The organism is Sphingomonas sp. 1185 (assembly GCF_040544655.1).
GTDB lineage: Bacteria > Pseudomonadota > Alphaproteobacteria > Sphingomonadales > Sphingomonadaceae > Sphingomonas.
The window spans coordinates 1-24,850 of record NZ_JBEPKL010000003.1; the positions used below are offsets into that span (position 1 = coordinate 1).

General features: G+C 64.5%; 14 protein-coding genes and 2 pseudogenes. 7 read left to right on the forward strand and 9 right to left on the reverse strand.

The window, feature by feature from the left end:
- Positions 1-349 (reverse strand): annotated as a pseudogene (locus ABIC44_RS03570) (transposase family protein); the annotation flags it as partial.
- A gap of 658 nt (positions 350-1,007) precedes the next feature.
- Here ABIC44_RS03570 and ABIC44_RS03580 point away from each other — a divergent pair.
- The 3 genes from ABIC44_RS03580 to ABIC44_RS03590 all read left to right on the forward strand — a co-directional run bounded on the left by ABIC44_RS03580 (position 1,008) and on the right by ABIC44_RS03590 (position 5,058).
- Positions 1,008-3,404 carry a TonB-dependent receptor plug domain-containing protein gene (locus ABIC44_RS03580; RefSeq protein ID WP_354293705.1) on the forward strand — a complete coding sequence of 799 codons (2,397 nt, stop codon included), beginning with the start codon at positions 1,008-1,010 and terminating at the stop codon, positions 3,402-3,404.
- Positions 3,404-4,654, forward strand: a complete 1,251-nt coding sequence (locus ABIC44_RS03585; protein WP_354293706.1) for an aminotransferase class V-fold PLP-dependent enzyme — start codon at positions 3,404-3,406, stop codon at positions 4,652-4,654. Before ABIC44_RS03580 ends, ABIC44_RS03585 begins: the two co-directional genes overlap by 1 nt.
- Positions 4,655-4,761: 107 nt before the next feature.
- Positions 4,762-5,058, forward strand: a complete 297-nt coding sequence (locus tag ABIC44_RS03590; RefSeq protein WP_354293940.1) for an efflux RND transporter permease subunit — start codon at positions 4,762-4,764, stop codon at positions 5,056-5,058.
- On the opposite strand, the gene ABIC44_RS03595 is transcribed toward ABIC44_RS03590, so the two are convergent.
- Positions 4,958-5,929 carry a quinone oxidoreductase family protein gene (locus ABIC44_RS03595; protein WP_354293707.1) on the reverse strand — a complete coding sequence of 324 codons (972 nt, stop codon included), beginning with the start codon at positions 5,927-5,929 and terminating at the stop codon, positions 4,958-4,960. The two genes, ABIC44_RS03590 and ABIC44_RS03595, sit on opposite strands and share 101 nt — an antisense overlap.
- 144 nt (positions 5,930-6,073) lie before the next feature.
- Here ABIC44_RS03595 and ABIC44_RS03600 point away from each other — a divergent pair, with 144 nt between their 5' ends.
- Complete coding sequence (locus ABIC44_RS03600; protein WP_354293708.1) at positions 6,074-6,949, forward strand: LysR family transcriptional regulator; 876 nt, start codon at positions 6,074-6,076, stop codon at positions 6,947-6,949.
- A gap of 69 nt (positions 6,950-7,018) precedes the next feature.
- Here ABIC44_RS03600 and ABIC44_RS03605 read toward each other — a convergent pair whose 3' ends face one another.
- Together ABIC44_RS03605 and ABIC44_RS03610 are read right to left on the reverse strand one after the other, a co-directional pair.
- The gene (locus ABIC44_RS03605) at positions 7,019-8,098 is read right to left on the reverse strand and encodes a pyridoxal phosphate-dependent aminotransferase (protein WP_354293709.1); all 1,080 of its coding nucleotides are present in this window, start codon (positions 8,096-8,098) and stop codon (positions 7,019-7,021) included.
- Positions 8,098-10,737, reverse strand: a complete 2,640-nt coding sequence (locus ABIC44_RS03610; RefSeq protein ID WP_354293710.1) for a TonB-dependent receptor plug domain-containing protein — start codon at positions 10,735-10,737, stop codon at positions 8,098-8,100. Before ABIC44_RS03610 ends, ABIC44_RS03605 begins: the two co-directional genes overlap by 1 nt.
- Before the next feature lie 389 nt (positions 10,738-11,126).
- On the opposite strand from ABIC44_RS03610, the gene ABIC44_RS03615 reads away from it, so the two are divergent.
- The gene (locus tag ABIC44_RS03615) at positions 11,127-14,312 is read left to right on the forward strand and encodes a TonB-dependent receptor (protein WP_354293711.1); all 3,186 of its coding nucleotides are present in this window, start codon (positions 11,127-11,129) and stop codon (positions 14,310-14,312) included.
- A gap of 2 nt (positions 14,313-14,314) precedes the next feature.
- Entirely contained in the window at positions 14,315-15,046 is a 732-nt protein-coding gene (locus ABIC44_RS03620; protein WP_354293713.1) for a DUF6250 domain-containing protein, read from the forward strand.
- Positions 15,047-15,484: 438 nt separating this feature from the next.
- Here ABIC44_RS03620 and ABIC44_RS03625 read toward each other — a convergent pair whose 3' ends face one another.
- Genes ABIC44_RS03625 through hsdR form a run of 4 tightly spaced genes read right to left on the reverse strand, consistent with a single transcriptional unit; the run spans position 15,485 to position 22,659 of the window.
- Positions 15,485-16,405 carry a restriction endonuclease gene (locus tag ABIC44_RS03625; RefSeq protein WP_354293714.1) on the reverse strand — a complete coding sequence of 307 codons (921 nt, stop codon included), beginning with the start codon at positions 16,403-16,405 and terminating at the stop codon, positions 15,485-15,487.
- Positions 16,406-16,420: 15 nt separating this feature from the next.
- Entirely contained in the window at positions 16,421-17,740 is a 1,320-nt protein-coding gene (locus ABIC44_RS03630) for a restriction endonuclease subunit S (RefSeq protein ID WP_354293716.1), read from the reverse strand.
- On the reverse strand, positions 17,737-19,218 hold the full coding sequence (locus ABIC44_RS03635; RefSeq protein WP_354293718.1) for a class I SAM-dependent DNA methyltransferase: 1,482 nt from the start codon (positions 19,216-19,218) through the stop codon (positions 17,737-17,739). Before ABIC44_RS03635 ends, ABIC44_RS03630 begins: the two co-directional genes overlap by 4 nt.
- A 33-nt stretch (positions 19,219-19,251) precedes the next feature.
- A complete protein-coding gene (hsdR, locus tag ABIC44_RS03640) occupies positions 19,252-22,659 on the reverse strand; it encodes a type I restriction-modification system endonuclease (protein WP_354293719.1) in 3,408 nt (1,135 codons plus the stop codon).
- Positions 22,660-22,781: 122 nt separating this feature from the next.
- Here hsdR and ABIC44_RS03645 point away from each other — a divergent pair, with 122 nt between their 5' ends.
- Entirely contained in the window at positions 22,782-23,039 is a 258-nt protein-coding gene (locus ABIC44_RS03645) for a DUF6429 family protein (protein WP_502959815.1), read from the forward strand.
- Between the two features lie 234 nt (positions 23,040-23,273).
- Here ABIC44_RS03645 and ABIC44_RS03650 read toward each other — a convergent pair.
- Positions 23,274-24,710 (reverse strand): annotated as a pseudogene (locus ABIC44_RS03650) (IS1182 family transposase).
- Between the last annotated feature and the right edge of the window lie 140 nt (positions 24,711-24,850).

The window sequence follows — 24,850 nt, forward strand, 5'->3', positions numbered from 1 at the left end:
ATGTCCGGCAGGCGGGAGATACCATGCCGCTGCAGGCATCGGTGCAGCGCTGAGCGCGTCAGGTGCGGGATCGATGGTTGCAGAGCGTAGAGGCAATCGTCGAGCGGCAGCAGCGTGTGACGTCGAAACGCCACAACCATCGCCTCTTCGGCCTCGGACAAGGTTGTCGAATGAGGGGCCTTCGGCCCGGTCTTCAGGTCCTCGACGGTCGCCCGCTTACGCCACTTCGCGACCGTCTTTGGGTTGATCCCCAACTCACGGCTTAGCGTCGCGAGCGAAGCTTGGCGCGCTGTATTGCTGCTCGGACGGCGTGCGTGGTCGTGGCGCACCCATGACGAACTTGTCCCATGCGGCTTCCTTCCATCCCAGCGAAAGGATCACACCATCAAACTCTGGGATCAAACACCTAAAAATGAAATCGACAAGTAGACGGGATGCGCGATAAACTTACATCTGTCGTCAGCCATTGAAAACAGATCAGCGTAACCGGCTAGATTTGGGCCGCTGTAAAGCCATGGGTATGGCGGTGGCGTCGCTCGGGTTAACGGGCCCGCCGTCCAATTTTGCGGCACGGCCGAACGGCCGTGCGGGCCATGCACAGGGGTATTTCCGCTGCTCGCATGCGCCATGTCGAACAGCGGCTTTCGTCATAAGCTGATGTTCAACGTTGGCCCGGTTGGCGTACCGGCATTAGGGCCGGAGGCGACGACAATGGGTGCGCTCGCATCCATCCTCGCGTTGCAATGGCAAATAGGGTGCGATCAGCGACCATTCCGCGTCGCTCACGTCGGACGGATAGGGCTTGCGGCAAATGCGCATCCCATCACGGATCGATCAGTCCCTCTTGCAAGTCCATAACAGCCTATAGGCTGCCGGTTGGACGTGACACAAAACCGTCATCGGCCTGACGTGCCCGTGCATTCGAAACTCAACGGCACTGCAACAAAGGTGCTTTAGCGCGCAGCCCATGGGCGCTGAGAGAGCCGCCCTTCAGGGAATGTGTCATCATGAAATTCGCTACCGCCAGTGCCGTTGCGGCACTGCACGTTCTGTTCGCGCCTGCCGTTTCGGCGCAGACCGCTGCATCCCAAGCCGGTTCGGAGATCAGCCAGGCCGCGGCGGATGCTGCTGGTGAAGACGTCGTCGTGACCGGCACGCGGGAGCGTGGCCGCACGCAATTCGATACGCTGGCGCCGATCGACGTGCTGCCGGAAGCACTTGTGCAGTCCAGCGTATCGAGCGATCTCACCAGCGTGCTGGCGCAATTGCTGCCGTCGTTCAACGTGCAGCGTCTGCCCGCGGCCGATGGGCAGGCGTTCGTGCGCCCGGCAACGCTGCGCGGCCTGTCTGCCGATCAGACGCTCGTCCTCGTCAACGGCAAGCGCTATCATCGCTCGGCACTACTGGGAACGCGCGGTGCGCAGGCGCCCGATCTCGCCAGCATCCCCACCCTCGCGATCAAGCGCATCGAAGTGCTTCGCGACGGCGCGTCGGCCCAATATGGCTCCGACGCGATCGCCGGCGTCATCAACATCATTCTCGACGACCAGCCGGGAATGGAGGCATATGGCCAGTTCAGCCAATATTATGCCGGTGACGGCAACAACTACCAGTCCGGCGCTCGCGGTGGCGTCGCGCTCGGAGACAAGGGCGCGATCGTCTTCACCGGTCAGTTCGAGCACGGAGAGGCTACCTCGCGCACCCGTCAGCGTCCCGACGCCGCCGCCTTCCAGGCCGCGAACCTGACGCTCGCGGTCCCGAACCCGGTGCAGCGCTGGGGACAGCCCGACGAGGAGCGCGTCCGCGGCGCAGTCGACATGCATTACGACCTCGCCGACGTCGCGACCGTCTACGCGTTCGGGACTGTGCAGCAGGGCGAAGGGATCACCGATTTCAACTGGCGAAACCCCAGTAATACCGGCAGCGTCTACAACGCCAGCAGCGCCTTTCCCGATTTCAGCTTCCGCAGCATCTATCCGGTCGGCTTCACGCCGCGCTTCGGCACGCAATTTGCCGACCTGCAACTCGTCAGCGGCCTGCGCGGCAATCTGTCGGACGCGCTCAGTTACGACCTTAGCGCCTCGGCCGGCCGCAGCCGCATCGACTATATGATCGCCGAAACGCTCAACGCATCCCTTGGGCCAGCCAGCCCGACCAGCTTCTACCTCGGTCGCCTGACGCAACGTGAGACGAACCTCAACGCCGACTTCGTCTATCGCCTGCCCATCGGCGGGGTCGAACCGCTCAACATCGCCTTTGGCGGCGAGCGTCGGATCGAGCGCTACGCGGTCGGCGTCGGCGATCCGGCTTCCTACGCGATCGGGGCGGGTGCGGCCACCGGTCTTGCCCCGAACGCCAATGGATTCCCCGGCTTCGGGCCGCAACAGGCGGGCAACTTCCAGCAGACGAGCAACGCGGGTTACGTCGATCTCACATGGCATCCGGTCACGCTGCTCACCCTCGGGGCGGCGGGCCGCTACGAGGATTTCTCGAGCTTCGGGGACAAGTTCACCTATAAATTCTCCGGCCGGGTCGAGCCGGTCGAATGGCTTGCGCTGCGCGGCACCTATTCCACCGGCTTCCGGGCGCCGACTCCGGCCCAGCTCAACTCGCGGGTGGTGAGCCAAGGCCTGGACACCCGGACGCTGCAGGTCTTCAACCAGGGGCGCCTGGCTCCCACGGACCCGCTCGCGGTTGCGCTGGGTGCAAAGCCGCTGCGGCCCGAAACGTCGCGCAACATCAGCGCAGGGCTCATCGCGCAGACGCATATCGGGCTTGGGGCGACGGTCGATCTCTATCAGATCGATGTCGACGACCGCTTCAGCCAGTCGGCGACGATTCCCATCCCGGCGGCCTTCGCCAATCCCAACCGCTTCACCTCGATCAGCTATTTCACCAACGACTTCAACACCCGGACCCGGGGTGTCGATGTCGTCGTCAGCTATACTCATACTCTTGGCGGCGGTCGGGCCAGCGCGACGCTGGCCTATAATTACAACCGCACCACCGTCCGTAGCGGAACGAGCGCGGCGATCGCCAACGACACGCAACGCCGCATCTTCGAGGAACGGCTGCCCCAGCACAATGCGACCGGCACGCTCGGCTACGAGATCGGTCGGGTCGGTGTGATGCTGCGCAGTCGTTATTACGGGCCCTGGACCGACGTGACGGGCAATGCGACCGGCGAGTTGTTCCAGCGCTTCGGCGGCCTCGCGCTCTTCGACGCCTTGCTTACCTATCGCGTGACGCCGAACATCTCGATCCGTGGCGGCACCGAAAACGTCTTCAATACCTATCCGGCGGAAGCGACCAATCAGGCGAACCGTGGCCTGATCTATTCGCGAAACGCACCCTATGACACCGACGGTGGCCGGTACTATGTACGGCTTGGGTTGAACTTCTGATGATCGATCGGCGCGCGCTTTTGGCTGGCGGGATGGCCGCTACCCTTCCCCTGCCTGCGCGCGCCGATGCGCCCGCGCATCCCGCCCCGGACGACGAGGCGTTCTGGGCGAACATCGCGGCGGAGTATGACGTGCCACAGGACGTCATCCAGCTCGAAAACGGCAATTGGGGCGCGATGCCCCGCCCCGTTCGCGGCGCCTACGAAGAGGCCGTCGCGCGCGTGAACCGCGATACCAGCTATTATGCGCGCCGCGGCATGCTCGCCGATCTCGCTGCCGGCCGTACCGCCGTCGCGGCGGAACTGGGTGTCCCCGCGAACGAGATCGCCTTCACGCGCAATGCGACCGAGGCGCTGAAAGCGCTGATCCTCGGCTACAATCGTCTGACCGCAGGCGATGCGATCCTGTACGCCGACCTCGACTATGACAGCATGCAGGCGTGCATGGAGAGCCTGGGGCCGCGGCGTGGCGTCCGCGTTCGCCGCATCGCGCTGCCCGAACCCGCAACACGCGCCAGCCTGATCGACGCCTATGCGCAGGCGATGGCCGACGAACCACGGCTGAAGCTCATCCTTCTTACCCATCTAAGTCACCGGACCGGTCTGGTGATCCCGGTTCGCGAGATCGCGGCGATGGCCCGCGCTCGCGGAATAGACGTCATCGTCGACGCAGCGCACAGTTGGCAACAGCTCGACTTCGCGCTGCCGGACCTCGATTGCGATTTCGTCGGGTTGAACGGCCACAAATGGCTCGGCGCGCCGCTCGGCATCGGCATCCTCCATATCCGCAAAGGCGCACTGTCCCGCATCGACCGCGATCCCGCCGAAGACGCGAGCGGCCCCGACACCGTCATGGCCCGCATCCACACCGGTACGCTCGACTACGCCTCCTGGCTCACCGTCCCCGCCGCGCTCGCCTTTCAGCATCGGATCGATCGTGCCGCTCGCGCCGCACGGCTGCGCGCGCTGCGCGACCGCTGGGTCCGACAGGTGCGGGCGATCCCCGGCGTCGAGATACTGACGCCGGACGACCCCACTTTGCACGGCGCGATCACCTCGTTCCGGCTTCAAGGGATAAGCAGCCCGCAAGCGAACGCCGCCATTGCCCAGCGACTGCTTGAACAGCATCGCATCTTCACCGTTCATCGGACAGGAGCCGTCAACGGAGCATGTGTGCGGGTGACGCCGTCCTTGTTCAACTCGGCGAACGATGTCGACTGTCTGGTTAAGGCTTTGTCGACCTTTCACTGATGGTGCTCCGGGCGTGCGTGCGGTTGAGGCGGAGCGGAGCGGCGGGCTGAGCCATAGCGCAATTCTTCATCGACCGCCCGGTTCTCGCCTGGTTTATCGCCATCGCCATTCCCCAAATGCCGGTCGCCCGCTTCCCCAGCATCGCGCCGCCAACCGTCAGCATCTTCGCCAGCTATCCCAGTACCACCCCACAGTCGCTGAACGACAGCGTCGTCTTGCTCGTCCAGCGCGAACTGTCGCGCGTGAAGAACCTGCTCTATTTCGAGAGTTCGGCCGACACTTTGGGCTTGGCTACGATCATCGTTACCGTGGACCGTCGGGGATCAGGACGATCTTGCCCGCGAAGCTGCGATCCTCCAGCAGTCGATGGGCGGCGGCCCCTTCGCTCAGCGGGAAGATGGTGATGGCGGGCGCGGTGATCGTGCCGGCCCGCAAGGCCGCGAACAGCCGGTCGGCGCGGCTCTGTCGGCTTTCCGCGCGGTTCAGATAGGTCCAGAGATCGCCGCCGACGACACCCTTGGAATGCTCCATCAGGGACCGCAGATCGATCGCGGGCGGTGGGCCGCCTGCCTTGCCGAAGATCACCACGCGGCCACCGGGACGCAAGGCAGCGAGGCTGTCGTGGAGCGTGGTGCCGATCGAATCATAGACCACATCGACGCCGCCTCCGGTCGCCCGCCGCACCTGCGCCACCCAATCGTCATAGCCATAGACCGCGTTCGCGCCATTCGACCGCGCCTGTTCGCGCTTGGACGGGGTCGAGGCCAGCGCATGGACCTCGGCGCCCAGCGCCGCCGCCATCTGGGTCAGCAGCCGCCCGACGCCGCCCGATGCGGCCTGGACCAGCACCCGGTCGCCTGCCGACAGCCTGCCGCTATCCTCGACCAGATATTGCGCCGTCACGCCTTGCAGCAACAGCGCGGCGGCGGTGCGGTCATCGACATCGTCCGGCAGTGCGACCAGACGATCGGCGGGCGCGCAGACCCGTTCGGCATGGGCGCGCGGCACGTCGAGAAACCCGACCCGCTGCCCGACCCGCCAGCGATCGACGCCGGTCCCGATTGCGACGATGCGCCCGGCACCCTCATAGCCGCCGATCCATGGCGCTTCGCCGTCCAGCACATAGATGCCCTGACGGCGATAGATGTCGGCGAAGTTCAGGCCGACCGCGCTGGTCTCCACCAGCACCGAACCGGCGTCCAGTGCCTGGTCCGGAAGATCGCCATAGCGCAGCACTTCGGGGCCCCCGAACCGATCGAAAAACAACGCCTTCACTGAACTATCCTCGACACACCCATCACCAATCATCCTTGTTCTGGTTGCCAATGATCAGAGAATGCCTGCTGGACCGTAGGACAAACAGCCCCATAGGATGAGACATCTTCGAACCAGGGGTTTGCAATGGACCGATTGACCAGCATGACGATCTTCGTATCGGTCGTCGACCTCGGCAGCTTCACCGCCGCGGCCAAGGCGCACGACATTTCGGCAACGATGGTAGCCAAGCACGTCAATGCACTGGAAGCACGACTCGACACCCGCTTGCTGCACCGGACAACCCGGCGGTTGTCGCCGACCGAGGCCGGTCGACGCTTCACCGAATCCTGTCGCCGCGTGCTGGCGGATGTCGCGATCGCGGAGGCGGTGGGGGCCGAGGTGGCGCAGACGCCGGTCGGTCGGCTTCGCATCGCGGCCCCGATCGCCTTCGGCACCGAACGGGTCGCGCCTTTGCTGGCCACCTATCTCGACCGCTTTCCGGACATGCAGGCGGAACTGGTGCTGGGCGACCGCAAGATCGATCTGATCGAGGAAGGCTTCGACCTGGCCTTTCGGATCGGTGCGCTGGAGGACGACTGGCTGGTCGCCCATCCGCTCGCTCCCTATCGGCTGATGCTCGCCGCCGCGCCGGGCTATCTGGAACGGCACGGTCATCCGGAGACGCCCGCCGACTTGCGCGAACATCGGCTGATCGGCTTCGCGCAATTCGGTGCGGACGACCGGTGGACGCTGGTCGGTCCGGGCGGTGAGCATGTCGTACCGCTGCCCCCGCCCCGCCTGCGCATCAATCACGCAGCCGCGCTCCGGCAGGCGGCGGTCGCGGGCTATGGTATCATCCTGCAATCGCGCGTGACGCTGGACGGTGATCTGGCGTCAGGGCGCCTGATCCCCGTCCTGGCGGATTACGCGCCCGAACCCAAGCCGCTGACGCTCGTCCGCCTACCCGATCGTCGCATGACGGCGGGCCTGCGCGCCTTTGTCGACATGGCGGTTTCGGCGTTCAGCGACGATGCATAGGGTTATGTTGCGAGCTCCCCAGCCGCGACGGGAAGCCATCGGCGATTGCCGCCAGATCCGGAGCGTTCGTCATCCGACCACCTGCCGCAGCACGGCAAGAAAGCGATCGTTCTCCGTCGGTCGTCCGACCGTCACGCGTATCCAGTCATCGAGCGGGGGGAACGGCTTGGCAATCTCGATGCCTGCGGTGGCGGCCGCAGCGCGAATGCGGCTTGCTGCCGGCGTGCGGAAGAAGACGAAGTTCCCACGCGCATCGGTGTGGCGGAGCGATAGCGCGTCGAGCGCCGTGTGAACCCGCCGCCGCTCCCTCGCCGTCCGGTCGCGCACCATGGCGACATGGCCCTGATCCGCCAGCGCCGCGCTGGCCGCCGCAAGCGCAGGACGGGACAGGGAATGCGGTGCGCCGATCCCCGCCTGACGCAAGGCGGTCGCCAGCGGAGCCTGCGAAACGGCATAACCGATCGACAGCCCCGCCAGCCCATAGATCTTGGCGAGGGTACGGAAGACGAGCACGTTGCGCCCCGCCCGCACATGCCGGATCGCCGACAGCCCGGCGAGGTCGTCATATTCGAGATACGCCTCGTCCACCACAGCCAGCGTCCGGCGGGACACATCAGCAAGAAAGTCGTGCCACGCCCCCGCCTTGCTGACCGTGCCGGAAGGATTGTGCGGGTTCACCAACGACACGGCCAGCGTGTCCGCGCCGACCGCGCGGGACAATGCGGGCAGGTCGTTTTCAAGACGCGCATCAAGCGGTACCGGCCTGCCCCGGCCACCCAGCGGGGCCGCCGCATCGACCAGCGCCGTATAGCCGGGCGCCGAGAAGACGATCTCGCCACCCCCTGCCCGCCTGCGCGCCAGGAAAAGCCCGAGTGCTTCGAGCACTTCGCCGATCACGACCTGCTCGGGCGCAACGCCTTCTAGGCGGGCGATCTGCCGGGCGAGCGCGTCCACCTCGGCCTGCTCGACATAGCGCTCCACGCCGACTGCCGCCGCACGGATGGCGGGCGCGACGTTTGGCGACGGCCCCCAAGCATTCTCGTTGAGTGACAGCCGGGTCCGTGCGGCAAGACCAGTCCCGATCGCCGGTGTCGCGGCCACCGCCGCGCCCATCGCGATCCACTCGCGCCGATTGAGCAGCGCCGCCATCAGAAGCTCACTCCGGCACGAACATAATAGAAGGCACCGCTAAATCCGAAGGGTGAGAATTCGCTGTATGGAAAGACGCCGAACGTATCGGCGCCGGTCAGCGCGGCGGTCGACCGGATGTTCTCGGTCGGATAGACATTGAACAGATTGTTGGCGCCCACCGTCACCGCCAGGTTGCGGTTGACCTGCCCGGTGAAGCTGAAATCGGTCACCCATTTCGGCTCCAGTTGCTGGATCACATCGACATTGCCCCGCGTCCCGGATTCGGTCGGCAGCGTGCGATAGGGCGTCGATCCTTGCGCGATCAGGGCGACGGCGGCAGGCGTCTGGTTGGTCAGCGCCACTTGCTCGACCCGGCCATAGCGGGTCGCGCGCACATCGAAGGTGATCGGCCCGGTCCGGAGGGTCGTCCCCAGCGCCACCTTGTCGCGCGGCTGGCCACGCTCGACGCGCGTCCGTTCGACAACGTCGAACAGCGGCGTCGTGATACCGAGCGCCGTAATTTGCGGGGGTGTTGCCGCGACACGGCGCAGCCGTGTCCGGTTATGATTATACGCCGCCGTCAGCTTCAGGTCGCCCCATCCGCCCAGTGGAGTCGCATAGGCTGCGGTCACGTCGACACCTTGCGTCCGGGTGTCGACCGCGTTGGTGAAGTAGCGGACGCTGGTCACGCCCGGAATGCCGATGCCGGCGAGATAGTCGCGCAGACGGCGGCTGCCCGACGCATCGACATAGTTGGACGACAACATGATCCGGTCGTCGATGTCGATATGATAATAGTCGACCGACGCCGTCAGACGGCCAGCCGCGTACGTCAGGCCACCGCCGAAGTTGGTCGACGTCTCGGGTTTCAATGCCTGCGCGCCGAGGGCTCGGGCGAGCTGGGAGCCGACCGGCGCGGTGCGGACGAGGACGAATTCGGGGAAACCAGTCGTGTTGTTGACGATCGTCCGGCTGCTGGTCGAACTGAAATATTGCTGGGCAAGGCTGGGCGCGTGGAAGCCGGTGCCGATGGACCCGCGCAGGGCAAAACCCGCAGGCAAGGCTAAGCGCGTCGATGCCTGCCCGTTCCAGGTGTCGCCGAAGTCCGAATAATGCTCATAGCGTCCGGCGAGATCGACCGTCCAGCCGCGCACCGGTTCCAGTCCGGCTTCCGCAAAGGCGCTGATCGCGTCGCGGTGGACATCGACCACGTCACTCGGCTGGATCCCGGCGAAACCCTGCGACCCGATCGTCGGGATCGCGCCGGCATTGGGTCCGTCGAGTACGCGTGCGGACCCATATTGATAGCTGGCCAGCTCGCCGGCGCCGATCTTGTAGCCGTCACGGCGATATTCGGCACCGATCGCGACGTCGATCGGTGCGGCCAGCCCCGCCTCGACACTGTTCGACAGGGTCAGGTCGGTCGTCCACTGCGAATTCCCATAGCGGCCGTTATAGAAGCGCGTCGGGCTGGCGGTGCCCAGCGTGGCGTTGAGCGTATTGCGGGTCCGATATGCGATGCGGTTGCCGCCATAGACGCTGGACAGGTCCCACTTCCAGCCGGCCAGATCGCCGCGCAGGCCGAGCGCGCCGGTATAGTCTGTACTTTCGGTATCGACGAAGGGCAGGAAGCCGTTCGGGTAGATCGCGCGGACATTCTCGTCCTGCCCCGGGCGGCGGAAGGAAGCGTTGCTCTTCGCCTTGCTCAAGCGATAGCCGCCAAAACCATAGAGTTCGACGCTGCCGAGCGGCTTGCTGAGATTGACCAGGACGGATCCGTCCTTGATGTCGCCCTGATCGGCGAAGCGCCAGACGTTGCGGTCGACGCTGGCCTCGCGCGGGTCGAGCCGTGTTCCCGTGACACCGCCCGGCGGATTGAGCCCGACCCCCGCCCCATAGCGCGACGACAATGGCTGAGGCGCGCCCGTGGGCGAAAGGCCGAAATAGAATTGCCGCGTGTCCGGCTGCGCACGGTTCGCCGCCTGATGATCGCGATAATAGCCGGTGACGTTGACGAAGCCGTCCTCCCCCAGCTTCAACCCGCCGCCCAGCGAGACCTCATAGGTGTCACCGCCGCCGTCATAGGTCGTGCCCGCGCTGGCCGTAGCGTGCAGCGCGGTATCGGTCCGAAGCAGGATGTTGATGACACCCGCGATCGCGTCGGAGCCATATTGCGCCGAGGCACCGTCGCGCAGGATTTCGATACGGCCGATCCCTGCCGCCGGGATCTGGTTGAGGTCGGTCGGCGTCGCGCCCTTGCCGATCGTGCCGCCGGTGTTCACCCAGGCTGCGCCGTGAAGCCGCTTGCCGTTCACCAGCACCAGCGTCTCGTCGGGCGACAGCCCGCGCAGCGAGGCGGAGTGGATATGGGTGTTGCCGTCCGGCGTCGTCGGATTGGCGAAGGAGAAGGACGGCGCAAGCTGGCGAAGCACCTCGCTCGTCTCCTGATAACCCGAAGCGCGGAGGTCGTCGCCGCGCAGCACGTCGATCGGCACCGGTGAAGTCGTGACGGTACGTTCGCCGGTGCGCGTCCCGGTGACCACGATCTCGTCGCCCGTCTTCGACTCTTCTATACTCGCCCGAGGGGCCGCGTCTTGTGCCGCTGCGGTCGCCATGGGTGATGCGCCGACCAACAGACTCATCACGACGATCTTCATCCATCAACCCCCTTGCCGACCCTGCGACGCCTGTTGGCATTCGCATCGACATAATATCCTATCGAGTCGATGGGATTTGATAGAAATGATTGTGTATGGGCAAGCTCAGGCCCATCTGCCGCGCCGCCGTGTTGGGATGTCCTTTGCGCAAGCCGGTCAGACTGCTTCCAGCCCATGCGAGCGTCCGCGCTCAAACGGGACTTGGCTGGCATGCACGAGGATCGAAGCCGATCTTCAGCGGAGGCTTGCATGCATTCGGCTGAGTGCCGTGTCAGACCATGCCCCCTCGCCCGTCCCAACTATTAGCTGCTCGGACGCAGGAAAAACTTTGTCGCGGGACCGCTGACTGCTTTTCTACCAAACTCCCATCTGAATAAGGGGGTATCATAATGCCGTTGGTCATCGGCCGCCGTCGAGCGGTACAATTCGCCATGTCCGGTGCGGCGCTGATCGCGATGGCGCAACCGGGGCTGGCACAGCAAAAAGGGCATTTGGCGGCCCCCGCCGATGATCAGATTTCTCCGACCGATCCCCTGGCCACCGCAGCCGACATCACGGTCGTCGGGACGCGGGCCTCGCTACGCTCGGCGATCGCGCGTAAGAAGCAGGCGGATACGGTGGTCGATTCGATCGTAGCCGACGACATCGCCAGCTTTCCCGACAAGAATGTCGGCGAGGCGCTGGCCCGGATCACCGGCGTGCAGTTGCAGCGCGACTTCGGCGAGGGCAGCAAGGTGTCGATCCGCGGCGTCGAGCCCGATCTGAACCGCATCGAGATCAACGGCGTCAGCCAGCAGAGCGCCGGCGGCGAGCGGAGCGGCGACTTTCGCGAACTGGCGGTCGAGCTGGTCAAGTCGATCGATGTCTATAAGGGCTATACGGTCGATCTGACCGAGGGGGGTATCGGCGGGACGGTGCGCGTCGAGACCCGTCGTCCGCTCGAACTGCTCAAGCCCATCTTCAGCATCAAGGGCGAGGCGCAGCGGCTGAACCTGGCGCAGAAATGGCGCCCGCGCGTCAATCTTACCGCGGGCCGCGCCGACCTGCTGGATGGTCGACTGGGCGTGTTGCTCAACGTGACGCACAGTCAGGTCGATACGCGCGGCGACTCCATCGCGAATACCGACTGGCGGCGCTATTTCGATCTCGATCGGTCGAACGAAAAGACCGTCGCCGACCCGGACTATGCAGCCTATTCGACCTATGAAAGCTGTGCGGGCACGACGGGTGGAACCGCCGCCAAGGCCACCGCCGCACGGCTGGCGTGCGAGACCCAGTTCTTCGACTGGGCTCCCAACTCCGCACGATACCGGGTGCTGGACCGATTCGACGCGCGGACCTCGTTCGACGGGCAGTTGCAATATCGCGTCGCCGATAACTTCACCATCTGGACCCAGGCGCAGCTCAACTGGCGCAACCAACGGATGCGCGACACCAATTACACCGTCAATCTGAGCAGCGGGACCGGCAGAACCCTGGACCTGACCCGCTATAACCTGGACGCGCCGCTGGCCACCAACGCCGCCGGCGGCACTTCCCGTCCGCGTCCGACGGTGGGAACGGTCACGACCGAGAACCACGTATTGACCAGCGTGCTGACCGCGCTGAACGGTGTAAACGCCGCCACCGATAGCGCGACCGCCAATTATCGTGGCGCGAACGGCATCGTCGGGGTGCAGCGCCGCGACTTTCGCTACGACGAGGAAAGCCGCTATTTCCAGACCGGGTTCGAATGGGATCTGGACCGGCTTCACCTGATCGGCCTGGCCTCGACCTCCAGGGCGTCGCGGATCGATGAGACGAACCTGGTGGGGATCACGACGGGCGTACCGGGTATCACGATCGACCGGCGCAACCCCGCCGGTCTGCCCATCCTTCAGTTTCCGGCGGCGTTCGATCCCGCGGCCATATCCAGCTATGCCGACGCCACGCGGCGCGGCGCGAATGGGCAGTTGCTCAACCAGACGGGTCCCGTACTGCAATATCGCCCCGGCCAGAACGATGCCTCGGAAGACCAGTTGAAGCTGGATGCGACTTATGCCGTCAATTGGGGGCCGCTCAAGGCCATCGCCTTTGGTGGTCAGTTTCGGAACCAGGATCTGGTATCCTACGGGGCGGGTGGCGCCCGCCTGCTGAGGGCGGCCGTGACCGCGGTTCCGTCTGCCGGGATCGCCGCATCGCCCGCCGTCTACCAGTATAACAACAACATATCCTATACGACCGTGATCGGCCCGGTTCCCGCGGGCGGAGCGGCGGCCAACACCTATTACCTGACTGCAGCGCAGTATCAGCAGTTTCTCGCGGCCAATAGCGGGGTGACCGGCGGAGCGCCGCTGTTCACCGGGATTTCAGGAGCGGAGGGCGCGCCGCAGAGACTGGCCATCCCATTGTTCGACTATGCCAATTTGTCACGTTATTATGACCTGTCGGGATTCAACCAGGATCGCGTGCGCTTTGCGGACGGCCTTCCCCAAATTCCCGATTACGTCATCAATGAGCGTATCGTCGCGGGCTATCTGAAGGCCGATATCGATACACGCCTGTTCGGCATGCCGCTGACGGGCAATGTCGGGGTGCGCTATACGGCGACACGCGACCGTTCGGTCAGCAGCAACACGCGCCGCGAGAATCGCGTACGCCCGGGAACCGGGGTCGGCACCATCCCGGCGGTGATCGAAACCGCTACGGTCGCGGTTCAGCAGATCACGCTGCAAAATCGCTATCATGACTGGTTGCCCGCCGCGAATGCCGCACTGGAAGTGCAGCCCGACCTTTTCATCCGACTGGGCTATGCCAAGAACCTGGCACGGCCCAAGCCCAGCGATCTTTCCCCCGCAATCAACTGCGTGATCGACACGGCGGATACGATCGCGGGTGAGGACACCTGCTCGGCCGGCAATCCCTATCTGAAACCTTATCGTGCCGACCAGTATGAGTTGAACGCCGCCTGGTATCCCAACCGCGATACCGCGATCAGTATCGGCTATTACTACAAGGACATCCAGAGCTTCGTGCTGCCCGCCGCGACGGTGTCGGGCGTGGACCTTTTTCGCGACGGCACGCTGTACACGGTACGCCAGCCGCTCAACGGCTTCGGCGCGAAGCTCGACGGGATCGAGGCGAGCGCCCAGACCGTGCTCGGCTTCCTGCCCGCGCCATTGGACGGGTTCGGGCTCAGCGGCAACATCACCTATAGCCGCTCGATCAACAGCGGCCTCACCAACCAGGCGACGGGCGAGCCACTGGCCGAGTTCCCCGGACTGTCCAAGTTCACCTACAATGCCAGCATCTTCTTCGACCGCGACTGGCTCAACGCCCGGATCAATTACAACCGGCGGAGCAGCTGGCTTTATCAGGCCGCCAGCGCAAACAACGGCAACAGCCCCGTGTACCGGCGCGGCGAAACCTATGTCGATGCCAAGGTACAGCTTCGCCTGGGCGCCCATTATTCGGTATTTGTCGAGGCGCTGAACCTGACCAATCAGTTGACCCGATCCTATATCGATGATGCGCGGCCGATCGAATTCACCGATGTCGGACGGCGCGTGTTCCTTGGCGCGCAGCTGAAACTATAAGCATGCGGGTGGTTCTGATCGGAGCCGGGCTGGTCGGTTTTGCGCTGCTCGCGAAGAGCGCGTCTCCCGCCTGTGTTCGGGCCCGAACGCCTCCGCCGTCCGCATGGCGGATCGAGGCGGAGGACCCGGCGGCGCGTGTCACCTTCCTCGGTGGAGACGGAGTCGAGATCGACACGGCGCGCGGTTTGACCCTGTGGTACGCCCGCCGTCTGGCGATGCCGGTTCGCATCGCGTTCGAGGCAAAGGCGGTCGCGGCGGGCGGTCCTAATGATCAGGTGAGCGACCTCAACGCCTTCTGGATGGCAACCGACCCCGCCGTCGCGGACGGTTCGGTGTTGGCCGCCGGTCGCCACGGCAGGTTCGAGGATTATGATGCCCTGGCCACCTATTATGTCGGCATCGGCGGCAATCGGAATACGACCGTTCGGATGCGGCGCTATGGGGGGCAGCCCGGCAACCGTCCGCTGATAGGAGAGCGTGCGCCCGCGCGCTCGCGCGACCTGCTGTACGCCAATCGCTGGACCCGGATCGTGCTGACCGCCGATCACGGGGGAATTTCCGTGAGGCGCGATGGCCGCTCGCTCTTCGCCTATCGCGACGCGGCGCCCTATCGACAGGGCTGGTTCGCCTTTCGTACGACGCAGAGCCATTGGCGCCTACGCCATATCTCCATCACTTCTACCTGTAATCTGGAGTATACCACCGACGCGAGCGGCCCGGACGACGCGCGCTAAGCAACCAGCCGCAATCAGCGCGCATTGGGCTGACCAAACGGTCCCTCACCTGTACGCCGGGCAATATTTCGGCGCGGATTAGTCGCGCGAGCTGTTGTCGTCGCTGCAGATGCTGAGCGTTAGGATCAGGCCCCATTGATGTGAGCGTTGCGATCTGACTCAGGCTTCGCGAGGAAACCGGGATGAGCGACCTTTTTTGAACTGCTACGTAAACGTGCTAAGTAGAGCGTCGACTTGGTCATGAAAAACGGCTAAAATCGAGATTTTAGAAAATGGTCGGGGAGACAGGATTCCTGACCTATTTTTTCCATGCGCTAAGCCATTGATTTTGCGTCGATGATCAACCCGTCTGTCGGCGGGTTGCACAGCAAGGGGTACAGCCGCGGGTACAAGTTGACAAGCGCGCATGACGTTTGTTCGGTGCAGCTATTCGCCTTGTCATTCGTCCGTGAAGAAGTCCTCGTCCAGCCGCTTCACCGCGATGGTACGGCTCACCCTAACGCCGACGCCATGTTCGATCATCAGCTCGGCAAGACGCGTGCCGTCGATCAGGACCACGCGTTGCGGCAGATGGCGGACGAAGTCGATCGCGGGGGCGCTGAAGCTGGAGGTGGTGACGAACACGCCCTTGGTCGCGCCGAAGCCGACCAGGCTGCCGACAAAGCCCTGCACGTCCGGCCGACCGACCCCGACATGCGGGGCATAGCGCTTCGCCTGGATATAGATTCGGTCGAGACCCAGGCGATCCTCGTCGATCACGCCGTCCACGCCGCCATCGCCGCTGCGCCCCAAGCTTAGCGCGGCGCCCTCATGACTGCCGCCATAGCCCATCGCCACCAGCAGATCGACGATCGCGCGTTCGAAAAAGGCCGGGCTCTGCGCCAGCACGCGCTGGAGCAGTTCCGCCTTCAACGCGGCGTGGAGGACGCCCTGCGCGGCGTCGATCTGTTCCTCGGGCGTGGCGGTCGCGGTGGCGGCGGCTTCGGCGACCGACGCTTCGGCAGGCGAGGCCTGCGCGTTCCCGGCATAGAATTGCGCGAAAGCGGGATAGGTCTTCAACGTTTCGACCGTGATCGCCGCAGGCTGGGTCGTGAGCAGCGCCTTGCCCTCCGCGCTGGCGACGAAGCGGCCCCGTGCGGGGCTGTCGATCAGCCCCGCCTTGGCCATGTAGAATTTTGCCCAGTGGATACGGTTGTGCAGCACGCGCTGACGTCCGCTGGGCAGCATCTCCTCGCGCTCCGTCTCGCTCAGGCCGAGCTGATCGGCGATCGCCGTCGCCGCATCGGGCACGCGCGTGACGCCGGTGGCGGCGAGGCGCAGGACCGGCAGCATCAGCGCCTGATAGTCGGGAATGGCCATGCGTCCCCTCCTCGCTCAGCTCACGGCCTTGCACGCACGCCCGCGCTTCGGCTTGGGCGCGGCGGCGCGTTCGGCACGGATACGGTCGAGCAGCACGCTTACCGGTTCGTCGTTCGGGTCCTGCGGCACCAATTCGCCGCGAAACGCCTTGGCGAGGATCGCGGCTTCGAGCCGGTCGAGCAGCGCGCGGGCGCGGGTCGCTTCGGCTTCGAGGCGGTCGGCGCGGGCGAAAGCGGCTTCGATCATCTCGACCCCCGCTTTTCGAACGTCCGCATCCGGATAAGGAATAGGAATGTCCCGGAGCGCGCCCTGACTGATGTTGCGCATCGAAAGCTGATTGCCCGTCGCCCGTAGCTCGATCTCGCGACGCCCGGCTTGTGAGCGCAGAAACCACATCACCCATCGCTTGTCTGCGTCAGGCATGACGAGCCGGAGGATTTTGTCGCTCAGATAAAGCTCGTTCGGCTCCTCCTCGACCAGCACGGTTGCCCCGACCAGTTCCAGCGTGTTGGCACGGGAAATAAGCAGGTCACCCGCCCGAATTTTGGCAGCATCGGGCGGGGTGTAGTCATGTGGCAACGTCTTCGACTGCTGCGCATCGAAGCGCCCCCACGTCACGGCGCTGACCTTAACCACGCCCCGCTCGCCCAAACGAGGCGGTCGCTCTTCGCAGCGGAGGTTCTTGCCAGCCTCAATCCCTGTCAGCAGGTCCCCAAGCGGGGTTGCGGCTTCGTGCTCCGAGAGGCAGCGCGAAAGCACTTCCGACCTCAGGCGGCGGGCCAAGATCATCACCCGCTCCAAATCTCCTCGTGCACGGGCAAGACGGATGGTCAGCGCGTCTAGCTTCGCGACGATGCGTCGCTGTTCGGAAACAGGAGGGAGATCAATAATCAGCTTCGCCAGTTTCGATCCGTTGAAGTTTGGCTGGCCCGTACCTTCCGATCCATCCAGAATCTGCTCCCAATATCGGGGCGACTGGAAATAAGACGCAGCAAACTCGCGAGATATGATCCGGTCATCACATCGAACTTTGATCAAATAGGACGCGAAAGCGGCATCGAATTCCAAGTCTCGAACCAAATAGGATTTTCCGACAGTTGCCCCCGTCCGAGCAAACAAAAGATCGCCCTTCTCCACACGATAAGGAGCCGCTTGATCACTTGACACGTCGGCAAATGGAACAGCGTTCCAGTCAATCTTACGATTTTGGATGTCGGTGATGCGGATGTAACGATAGCTACCCCCGCTTCTTGAGGACGTGCAAGTCAACCCGTATTGGATCGCCTCGCTTGTATCCCCGATAGTCGTTTCAACCCACCCCTGCGGCAACGTCATTCCGCCGCCTCCGCGAGAATCGGTTCTTCCGTCTCGCTCCCTAACTCCGCCACCAGCGCGCCGATTTCCTCCAGCGCGGCCATCAGATGGCCTTCGATCGCCGCCGCGATGTCCTCGGGCGTGTCCAGGCCATCCTCGGCCTCGGCGCTGGTGTCCTTGAGCCAGCTGATGTCGAGATTGTCGCTCCGTGCCTCCAGCGCGGCGCGGTCAAAGCGGCGGAAGCGGCCGGTTTCGCCTTCGTCCTTGCGCTCCGCGCGGCCATGCGGATCGTCGCCGAACGCCGCCACGAAACCCGCAAAGTCGGCGCGTTTCAGCGGGTTGGTCTTGCCATAAGCGGGCGCGCCCGCGCGCATGTCGTAGATCCACACCGCCTGCGTGACATCCTCGGTCGGGTCGGCTTCGGCGGAGCGGGTGAAGAACAGGACGTTGGTCTTGACCCCCTGCGCATAGAAGATGCCGGTCGGCAGCCGCAGGATGGTGTGTAGGTCGCAGCGATGCATAAGCATCCGCCGGAGCGCCTTGCCGCGCCCATCGTCGAACAGGACATTGTCGGGCACCACCACCGCCGCGCGGCCGCCGGGCGCCAGCGCGCGGATGATGTGCTCGACGAACGGCAGCTGATAGGACGAGACGCGGTCGGTGATGGTCAGGTCGTCGCGCGTCGGCGGCCCGCCCGCCGGGCCGAAGGGCGGGTTGGTCAGGATCAGATCGGCGCGCTTGAACGCCGCCTCGCTCCCCCTGGGCGACAGCGTGTCACCGAGCACTAGATCGGTCGGGTCGATCTTGTGGAGATGCAGGTTCATCAGCAGCAGGCGGAAGGTGTCGGGGACGTTCTCGACACCCCGGAACGCCTCGCGCAGCTGGAACGCCTGCTGCTTGGGCGACAGCTCGAAATAGTCGTCGGTGCCCTCCCGCATATGGCGATCGGCGGCGATCAGGAAGCCGCCGGTACCCGCCGCCGGATCCTGGATCACCTCACCCGGCTGCGGCTTCATCAGCTCGACCATCACGTCGATCAGCACGCGCGGGGTGAAATACTGCCCGGCCCCGCGCTTGGTCTCCTCCGCCATCTTCTGGAGTAGGCCCTCATAGGCGTCGCCGAACGCATCGCGCTCGGCGGAGAACCAGTGCAGCCCATCGATGGCGTCGATCAGGCGGCGCAGATTGGCGGGTTCGCGCACGATGGTCGACGCGTTCTGAAAGATGGCGACGACCGAACGATCCGGCACCTTGGCGGGATCGCCCAGGTCGATCAGCGCGCGCTTGTAGACGGTCAGCAGCTCCGCCTCGTTCGCCGCCTTCAGCCGCGACCAGCGATAGGCCTCTGGGATGCGGCTCTCGTCCTTCTGCTCGGACGCCATCTTCAGGAACAGCAGATAGGTCAGCTCGGTGACGTACTGCTGATAGGTGATGCCGTCCTTGCGGAGCATGGCGCAGAGCCGCCACAGCTTATTCACCAGTTCGGCGGAGGGGTTCACGTAATCGTCGTCCTTATTGTCAATGCCGGCAGATCAGGCCGCCTGGTCGGTATCGCCACGGCTATCCCAGATGGCGACGTTCAGGTCCATCAGCACATCGTGCAGGTTATGGTCGAATTCGCGGTCGATCGCGTCGAAGCCGCCATTCTGCGCGAAGAGCGGGTCGGACAGGATCGCGGGATCGCCGACCGGCTGTTCCTTGAGCGCGCGGCCGATGCGTTGCAGCCAGCGGCGCTGGGTCGGCGTCCACTCGCGGCTGACCAGGATACGCTCGACCCCGCTTTCGACGCGCGTGGCATAGGGCACCAGCGGATCGCCGAGCGCCGCCTGCCGCACGAAGCCGATGATATGCGCGGCGATGTCCGCATTGCGGACGCGGCCATAGGCGGCGCGCAGGTGGCTTTCGGAAAAGCCGTGCTCGTCGAGCAGGATGGCGATTTCCTTCAACTCGGCGCGGGTCAGGTCGCGTGGGCGCTGCGTCGCGGCGATCAGCGCGGGCACGACGTTCATCTGGGAGCGGACGTAGGCCTCAAAGCTCTCGATGTAATCGGCGGGACTGGCGTGATCGGGAAAGACATCCTCAACGCCGATCAGTTCGTCGTCATGCCCCGAGATGAAAACGCCGGGATCGGTCCGCTCGCGCGGCCCCTGGTCCAGGATCTCGACCAGCGAGGGATGCCGCTCGAACAGCGCCAATGCCTCGGCGGGCGAGGCGTCGCGCAGGCGATCGGGCAACGCATCGGGCGAGCCTAGCAGCTGCTCGATCCGCTCCCGCGCCGATGAGGTGAGCCGGGGCAGCCGCTGGCGCAGCTTCACCACGATCTGGTCGCGGACGAAGGCCTGATCATCCTCGTCCGTCGCGCGCGCCAGGTCGCCGAGCAGCGTGGCGAAGCTCAAGGCGGGATCGACCACGACGGGCCGCATGTCGGTCACGTCCTGAAGGTGCGCGTAGAGATCGACCGCGTCGAAGATGCGGAAATGGGTCTTGCCGATGTCGTCGCAGCGCCGCGTCGCGCGGCCGATCATCTGGTCGTAGAGGATCCGACTGTTCACCCGCCGGACGAAGACCAGATTGGTGATCGCGGGCACGTCGATGCCCGTGGTCAGCAGGTCGACGGTGACGACATATTTGGGGCGCGGATCGTTCTTGAACGCCTTGATCCGCTCCAGCGGGCGATCAACCGTGCCGGTGATCTTCTCGACCAGTCCGCCGGGTAGCGCGCCATATTCCTCGGTCAGCGCCTTGGCGAGTTCGTCAACCAGGATGTCGGCATGGTCGTTGCTGACCGCGAAGATCAGCGTCTTGCCCGGCTGGCCGGGCGGGCATTCCTGCGCCACCGCCTGCGCCACCGCGCGGTTGAACGGCTGGGTCAGCACCTTGCGGTTGAACTCGGCGACCTCGAAATCGACCTGATCGGGCAGCGTCATCAGCTCGATCTCGCCGGTCTGTCGGTCGACGATCTCGACCTCCTCGCCCGCGTCGAAGTGGATGCCGGTCTGACTGAGCGCGGTGGTGATCCGACGCGGCGGGCGATGGTCGATCAGCCATCCGTCGATCACCGCCTGACGATAGCCATAGCGATAGACCGGCAGGCCGAAGATCTGCGTAGTGTGCAGCGCCGGCGTCGCGGTCAGCGCCACGGTCGCGGCGTCGAAATAGTCGAGCACCCGGCGATAGGCGGACAGATAATCGTCGAGATTGCGGAAGCCGAGATCCTCTTCGCGCAGCTCGGCGTCTAGCGTGTAGCCGCGATGCGCCTCGTCCACGATGATCAGGTCATAGGTGCCGGGCGTCGGCCGCGTCGCATCGGGATCGTCGAACAGACGCCGGATCATCGCCTGCACGGTCGCGACCTGCACGCGGTCAACCGCCTCGGGCAGCTTCTTCTCCAGATCGGCAACGTTGAAGACATCGCTGAATTTGAGGAAGCCACTGGTGTCGGTCACGCTCATGGCGTCGAGCGTCTGGCGACCCAGCGCGCTGCGATCGACCAGGAAGAGGATGCGGCGGAAGCGACTGGCGCGCAGCAACTCGTACATCAGCGCGATGGCGAGACGGGTCTTGCCGGTCCCGGTCGCCATCGCCACCAGCATGTCCCGCCGCCCGGCCCGGATCGCGTCCTCGACCGCCGCGATGGCATCGCGCTGATAGGGACGAAGGCCGGCAACGCCCAGTTCCTGCTCGGCGACGTGCGCACCGGCGGGGACGATCGCCTGCGCCAGTCGCTCTTCCAGATCGCGCGGGCTGAACCATTCCGGCAGCGCACGCGGCACTGCACCCGGCGTGCGGGCGTCCCAGAACCAGATTCCCGATTTTGTCGCCAGCTGCTTCACATAGGCGCGGCCGTTGGTCGCGAACAGGAACGGCAACTGGTAACGATGCTCGCCGTCCATCCAGGGGCCTCCGACCGCATATTCGTCCGGGGTCAGGATGATGTCCTGGGCATAGCGCTTCGCCTGCCCCAGCATCCCGGGCACGTCAGTCTTGCGCTTCTTGGCCTCGACCACGCCGACGCAGCGGCCGTCGATGAACAGCGCATAGTCGACATGCCCCTTCTTGGCGGGCCATTCGGCGATCGCCATCGCCTCGCCATAGGCCGGCCGCGTGCCTTTAGCGTGTTTCAGCGTCTCGCTGTCGACCGTCCAGCCCGCCGCGCGCAGCTTGGCGTCGATGAGCACGCGGGTGGCGTCCTCGTCCAGCTCCACCTTGTCCGCCGCGCGCAACGCTGCCGCGGAAAGCAGTTGCATGTCCTGCGTCGGAGCCGCCTGCGCCTCGGCGCGTACCGCGGCCAGTTCCTCACGGGCCTTGGCCAGAGCGGCTTCGGTTTCTGCCGCATAGTTCTCCCAGAACGCACGTTGCCGCTGCTGCTCGTCGAACGATGCCGCCAGCCGTTCACGTTCCGCCTCGGCGTCCTGCGCTCGCAGACGGGCCTGCGCCGCGGCGTCATGGCTGTCGGCGACGGTCTTGCGCAATTTTTCAAGCTGTCCACGCAAGGCGGCATCGGCGTCCGCAGGCGCAATCGGCGGCACGAACGGACCTGGATCGAATGACGACGCATTCCGGTATGTGCGATGATACCAGACGCCGATCGCGCTCGCGAACTTCAACGCATTTAGGGCGTCGCCAGACGAGCCACGATCTTCATGCGCAGCCGCGTTACCCCAGCGCTTGATCTGGAACAGGAGGTCGGCGACCTGCTGTGGAAAAATCCCGCGCGCTCTGCCCTCGCGCAGCACCTCGTCCAATGTTGCCGAAGCCGAAATCGTCACGCCGTGTCGCGCAACGACCTGCTTCGCCAAGGCCTCACCAAAGAGGCGCAGCTTCAGCAACGCCGCCGGCGGGTCGGACCGGAAATAGCTCTCGGCCAATGCGCCCAGCCGCGCCAACTGGCTGTCGCGCGCCGCCAGAAACCTGAAATTGCCGCCCTGCTGAATCACCACCCCCGCTTGTTAGCACGGACGTCATCGTCCTCAAGCATCGGAAAGGATCCATGGTCATTAGCGTAATATGGTAACCGAAACGCGGATTGATTATCACCCGCTCGCGTCAAAAGGACAGACCGATGGACACGCTTTCGGTTGATACCGACTTAATCGACGAGGCTATACTCGCATTGATGTTCTTGACCCTGCATCGGAGTGGGTCTGCCAGGGCGTCATGGCGCGCTTGGAAGTCGTTCGACTGGTCAGCCCTTGATCGCCTACAAATGAAGGGCCTGATTTACGATCCCTACGGTAAAGCGAAGTCGGTAACCCTAACCGAAGAAGGTCACCGTCGATGCGAGGCGGCCTTCCGGCGGCTATTCACCAAGCCCGGTTGAGGGACGGTAAGGCGCTTGGCCGCAGCGGCTTGCCGAAATGGTGGGAGAAGTGCGAAGCATCCGATCAGGGTGATGAAAGCCGGTCACAGCTGCAAAGGTCGTGGTGCCTGATCCTAACGATTACTCACGAAGCTCAGCTTCGGTATCGACAATTGGGACAGGCCGTGTAAAAACGGCTTCACAGCAGCTGGTCAGTATTTTCGGCGCGGCGCGTTGAAGGTTGAGCGTTGGCGCTCAGCTCTGAATTGCTGCGATCATTGCCCGGACGCCGAGGATGGCAATCAGCCGTTTGAAGTTATAGGCCAGGATATGGAGGCAGGCCTCGGTTCTGACGTGCTTCAGCGTTTTCGTTTGGAAGTGCGTCGAGCCCATCCATGCTTTCAGCGTGCCGAACGGATGTTCGACAGTCTGCCGGCGGATCCGCATGGCCTCTGGCGCACGATCAAAGCGCCGCTCCATCGCCTCGACGACTGCCTCATGTTCTCATCGTTTGACCCGGCGTTCCTTGCCGGTCGTGCATTGGTCATGGAGCGCGCATGCCTGGCAGTTCGAGCTCCAGTAGCTATGGAGCGTCATACCGGCCTCGACCGAGGTGTACCGATAGATCAGGTCTTCACCGGCGGGACAGCGATAGACGTTTTCCTGCTCCAGATAGACGAAGTCCTGCTTGCCGAAGCGACCTTGCGCCTTCGCCCCCGAGGTCAGCGGCCTGGGCACGAAGGCGGTAACGCCCATCCCCTCGCAGGTCCGGATGTCCTCGCCCTTGAAATAGCCCTTGTCGGCAATGGCATCCAAAGCCTCCACCCCCATGGCGTCCTTGGCTTTCGCCGCCATGAGGGCAAGTTGCCCGCAGTCATATCCAATGTTCAAAAGCTCGTGCGCGACGATGAGGTGATGTTCGGCATCGACGGCCGCCTGGAGATTGTAGCCGACGATGCTCGTGCCGCGCCCCGCACTCGCCATGGCGCGGGCGTCCGGATCGGTCAGCGACACCTGCTGGTCCGGCGCATTCCGGACTTCCTCCTCGCGTACCGCAAGATCGCGCAACTGCGCGCGCAACCGGGCGATCTTCTCCGTCAATCGCTTCGCCTTCGGCTCGGCAATGTCACTTTCTTCGCGGTCGGCACGATCAAGCGCGTCGAGATACCGGTCGATATTGTCCTGCACCTGCTTCATCCGCGAGGCGACCTTCGCGGCCGTGTAGTTCTTGTCGCGGTTGTTGACCGCCTTCATCTTGCTGCCGTCGATGGCGACCACCGCGCGCGTGAACAGCCCCAATTGCCGGCACAGAACGATGGACTGGCTGCACACCGCCCGGATCGCAGCGCCATTGGCCTGGCGGAAGTTGGCGATCGTCTTGAAGTCGGGCGCCAACCGCCCCGTCAGCCACATCAATTCCACGTTGCGCTGTGCTTCACGCTCGAGCCGCCGGCTCGACTGGATCCGGTTCAGATAGCCGTAGAGGTAGATCTTGAGCATCGTCGCCGGATGATAGGCGGGCCGCCCCGTCTCGGCCGGCGTCATGCCCGCGAACTCCAGCGCCTTCAGATCCAGCGCATCGATGAACGCCTCGACCGCGCGAACCGGGTTATCTGCCGATACGTAATCATCAAGCGATGCAGGCAGCAGATAGTCCTGCCGACGGTCTTCCCCCTGAACGAAACGGCCCATGCCCAAGCCTCCCGAAACGTCGGAAAACCATAGCAGATTCCGACGTTTTTACACAGCCTCGGGACATTTCTGCCGGCAGCCGCTTATAAGGTGACCGTCCGGCTAAGCCAAAACCGGCCATTCGTCGGGTCGCAAAAGCC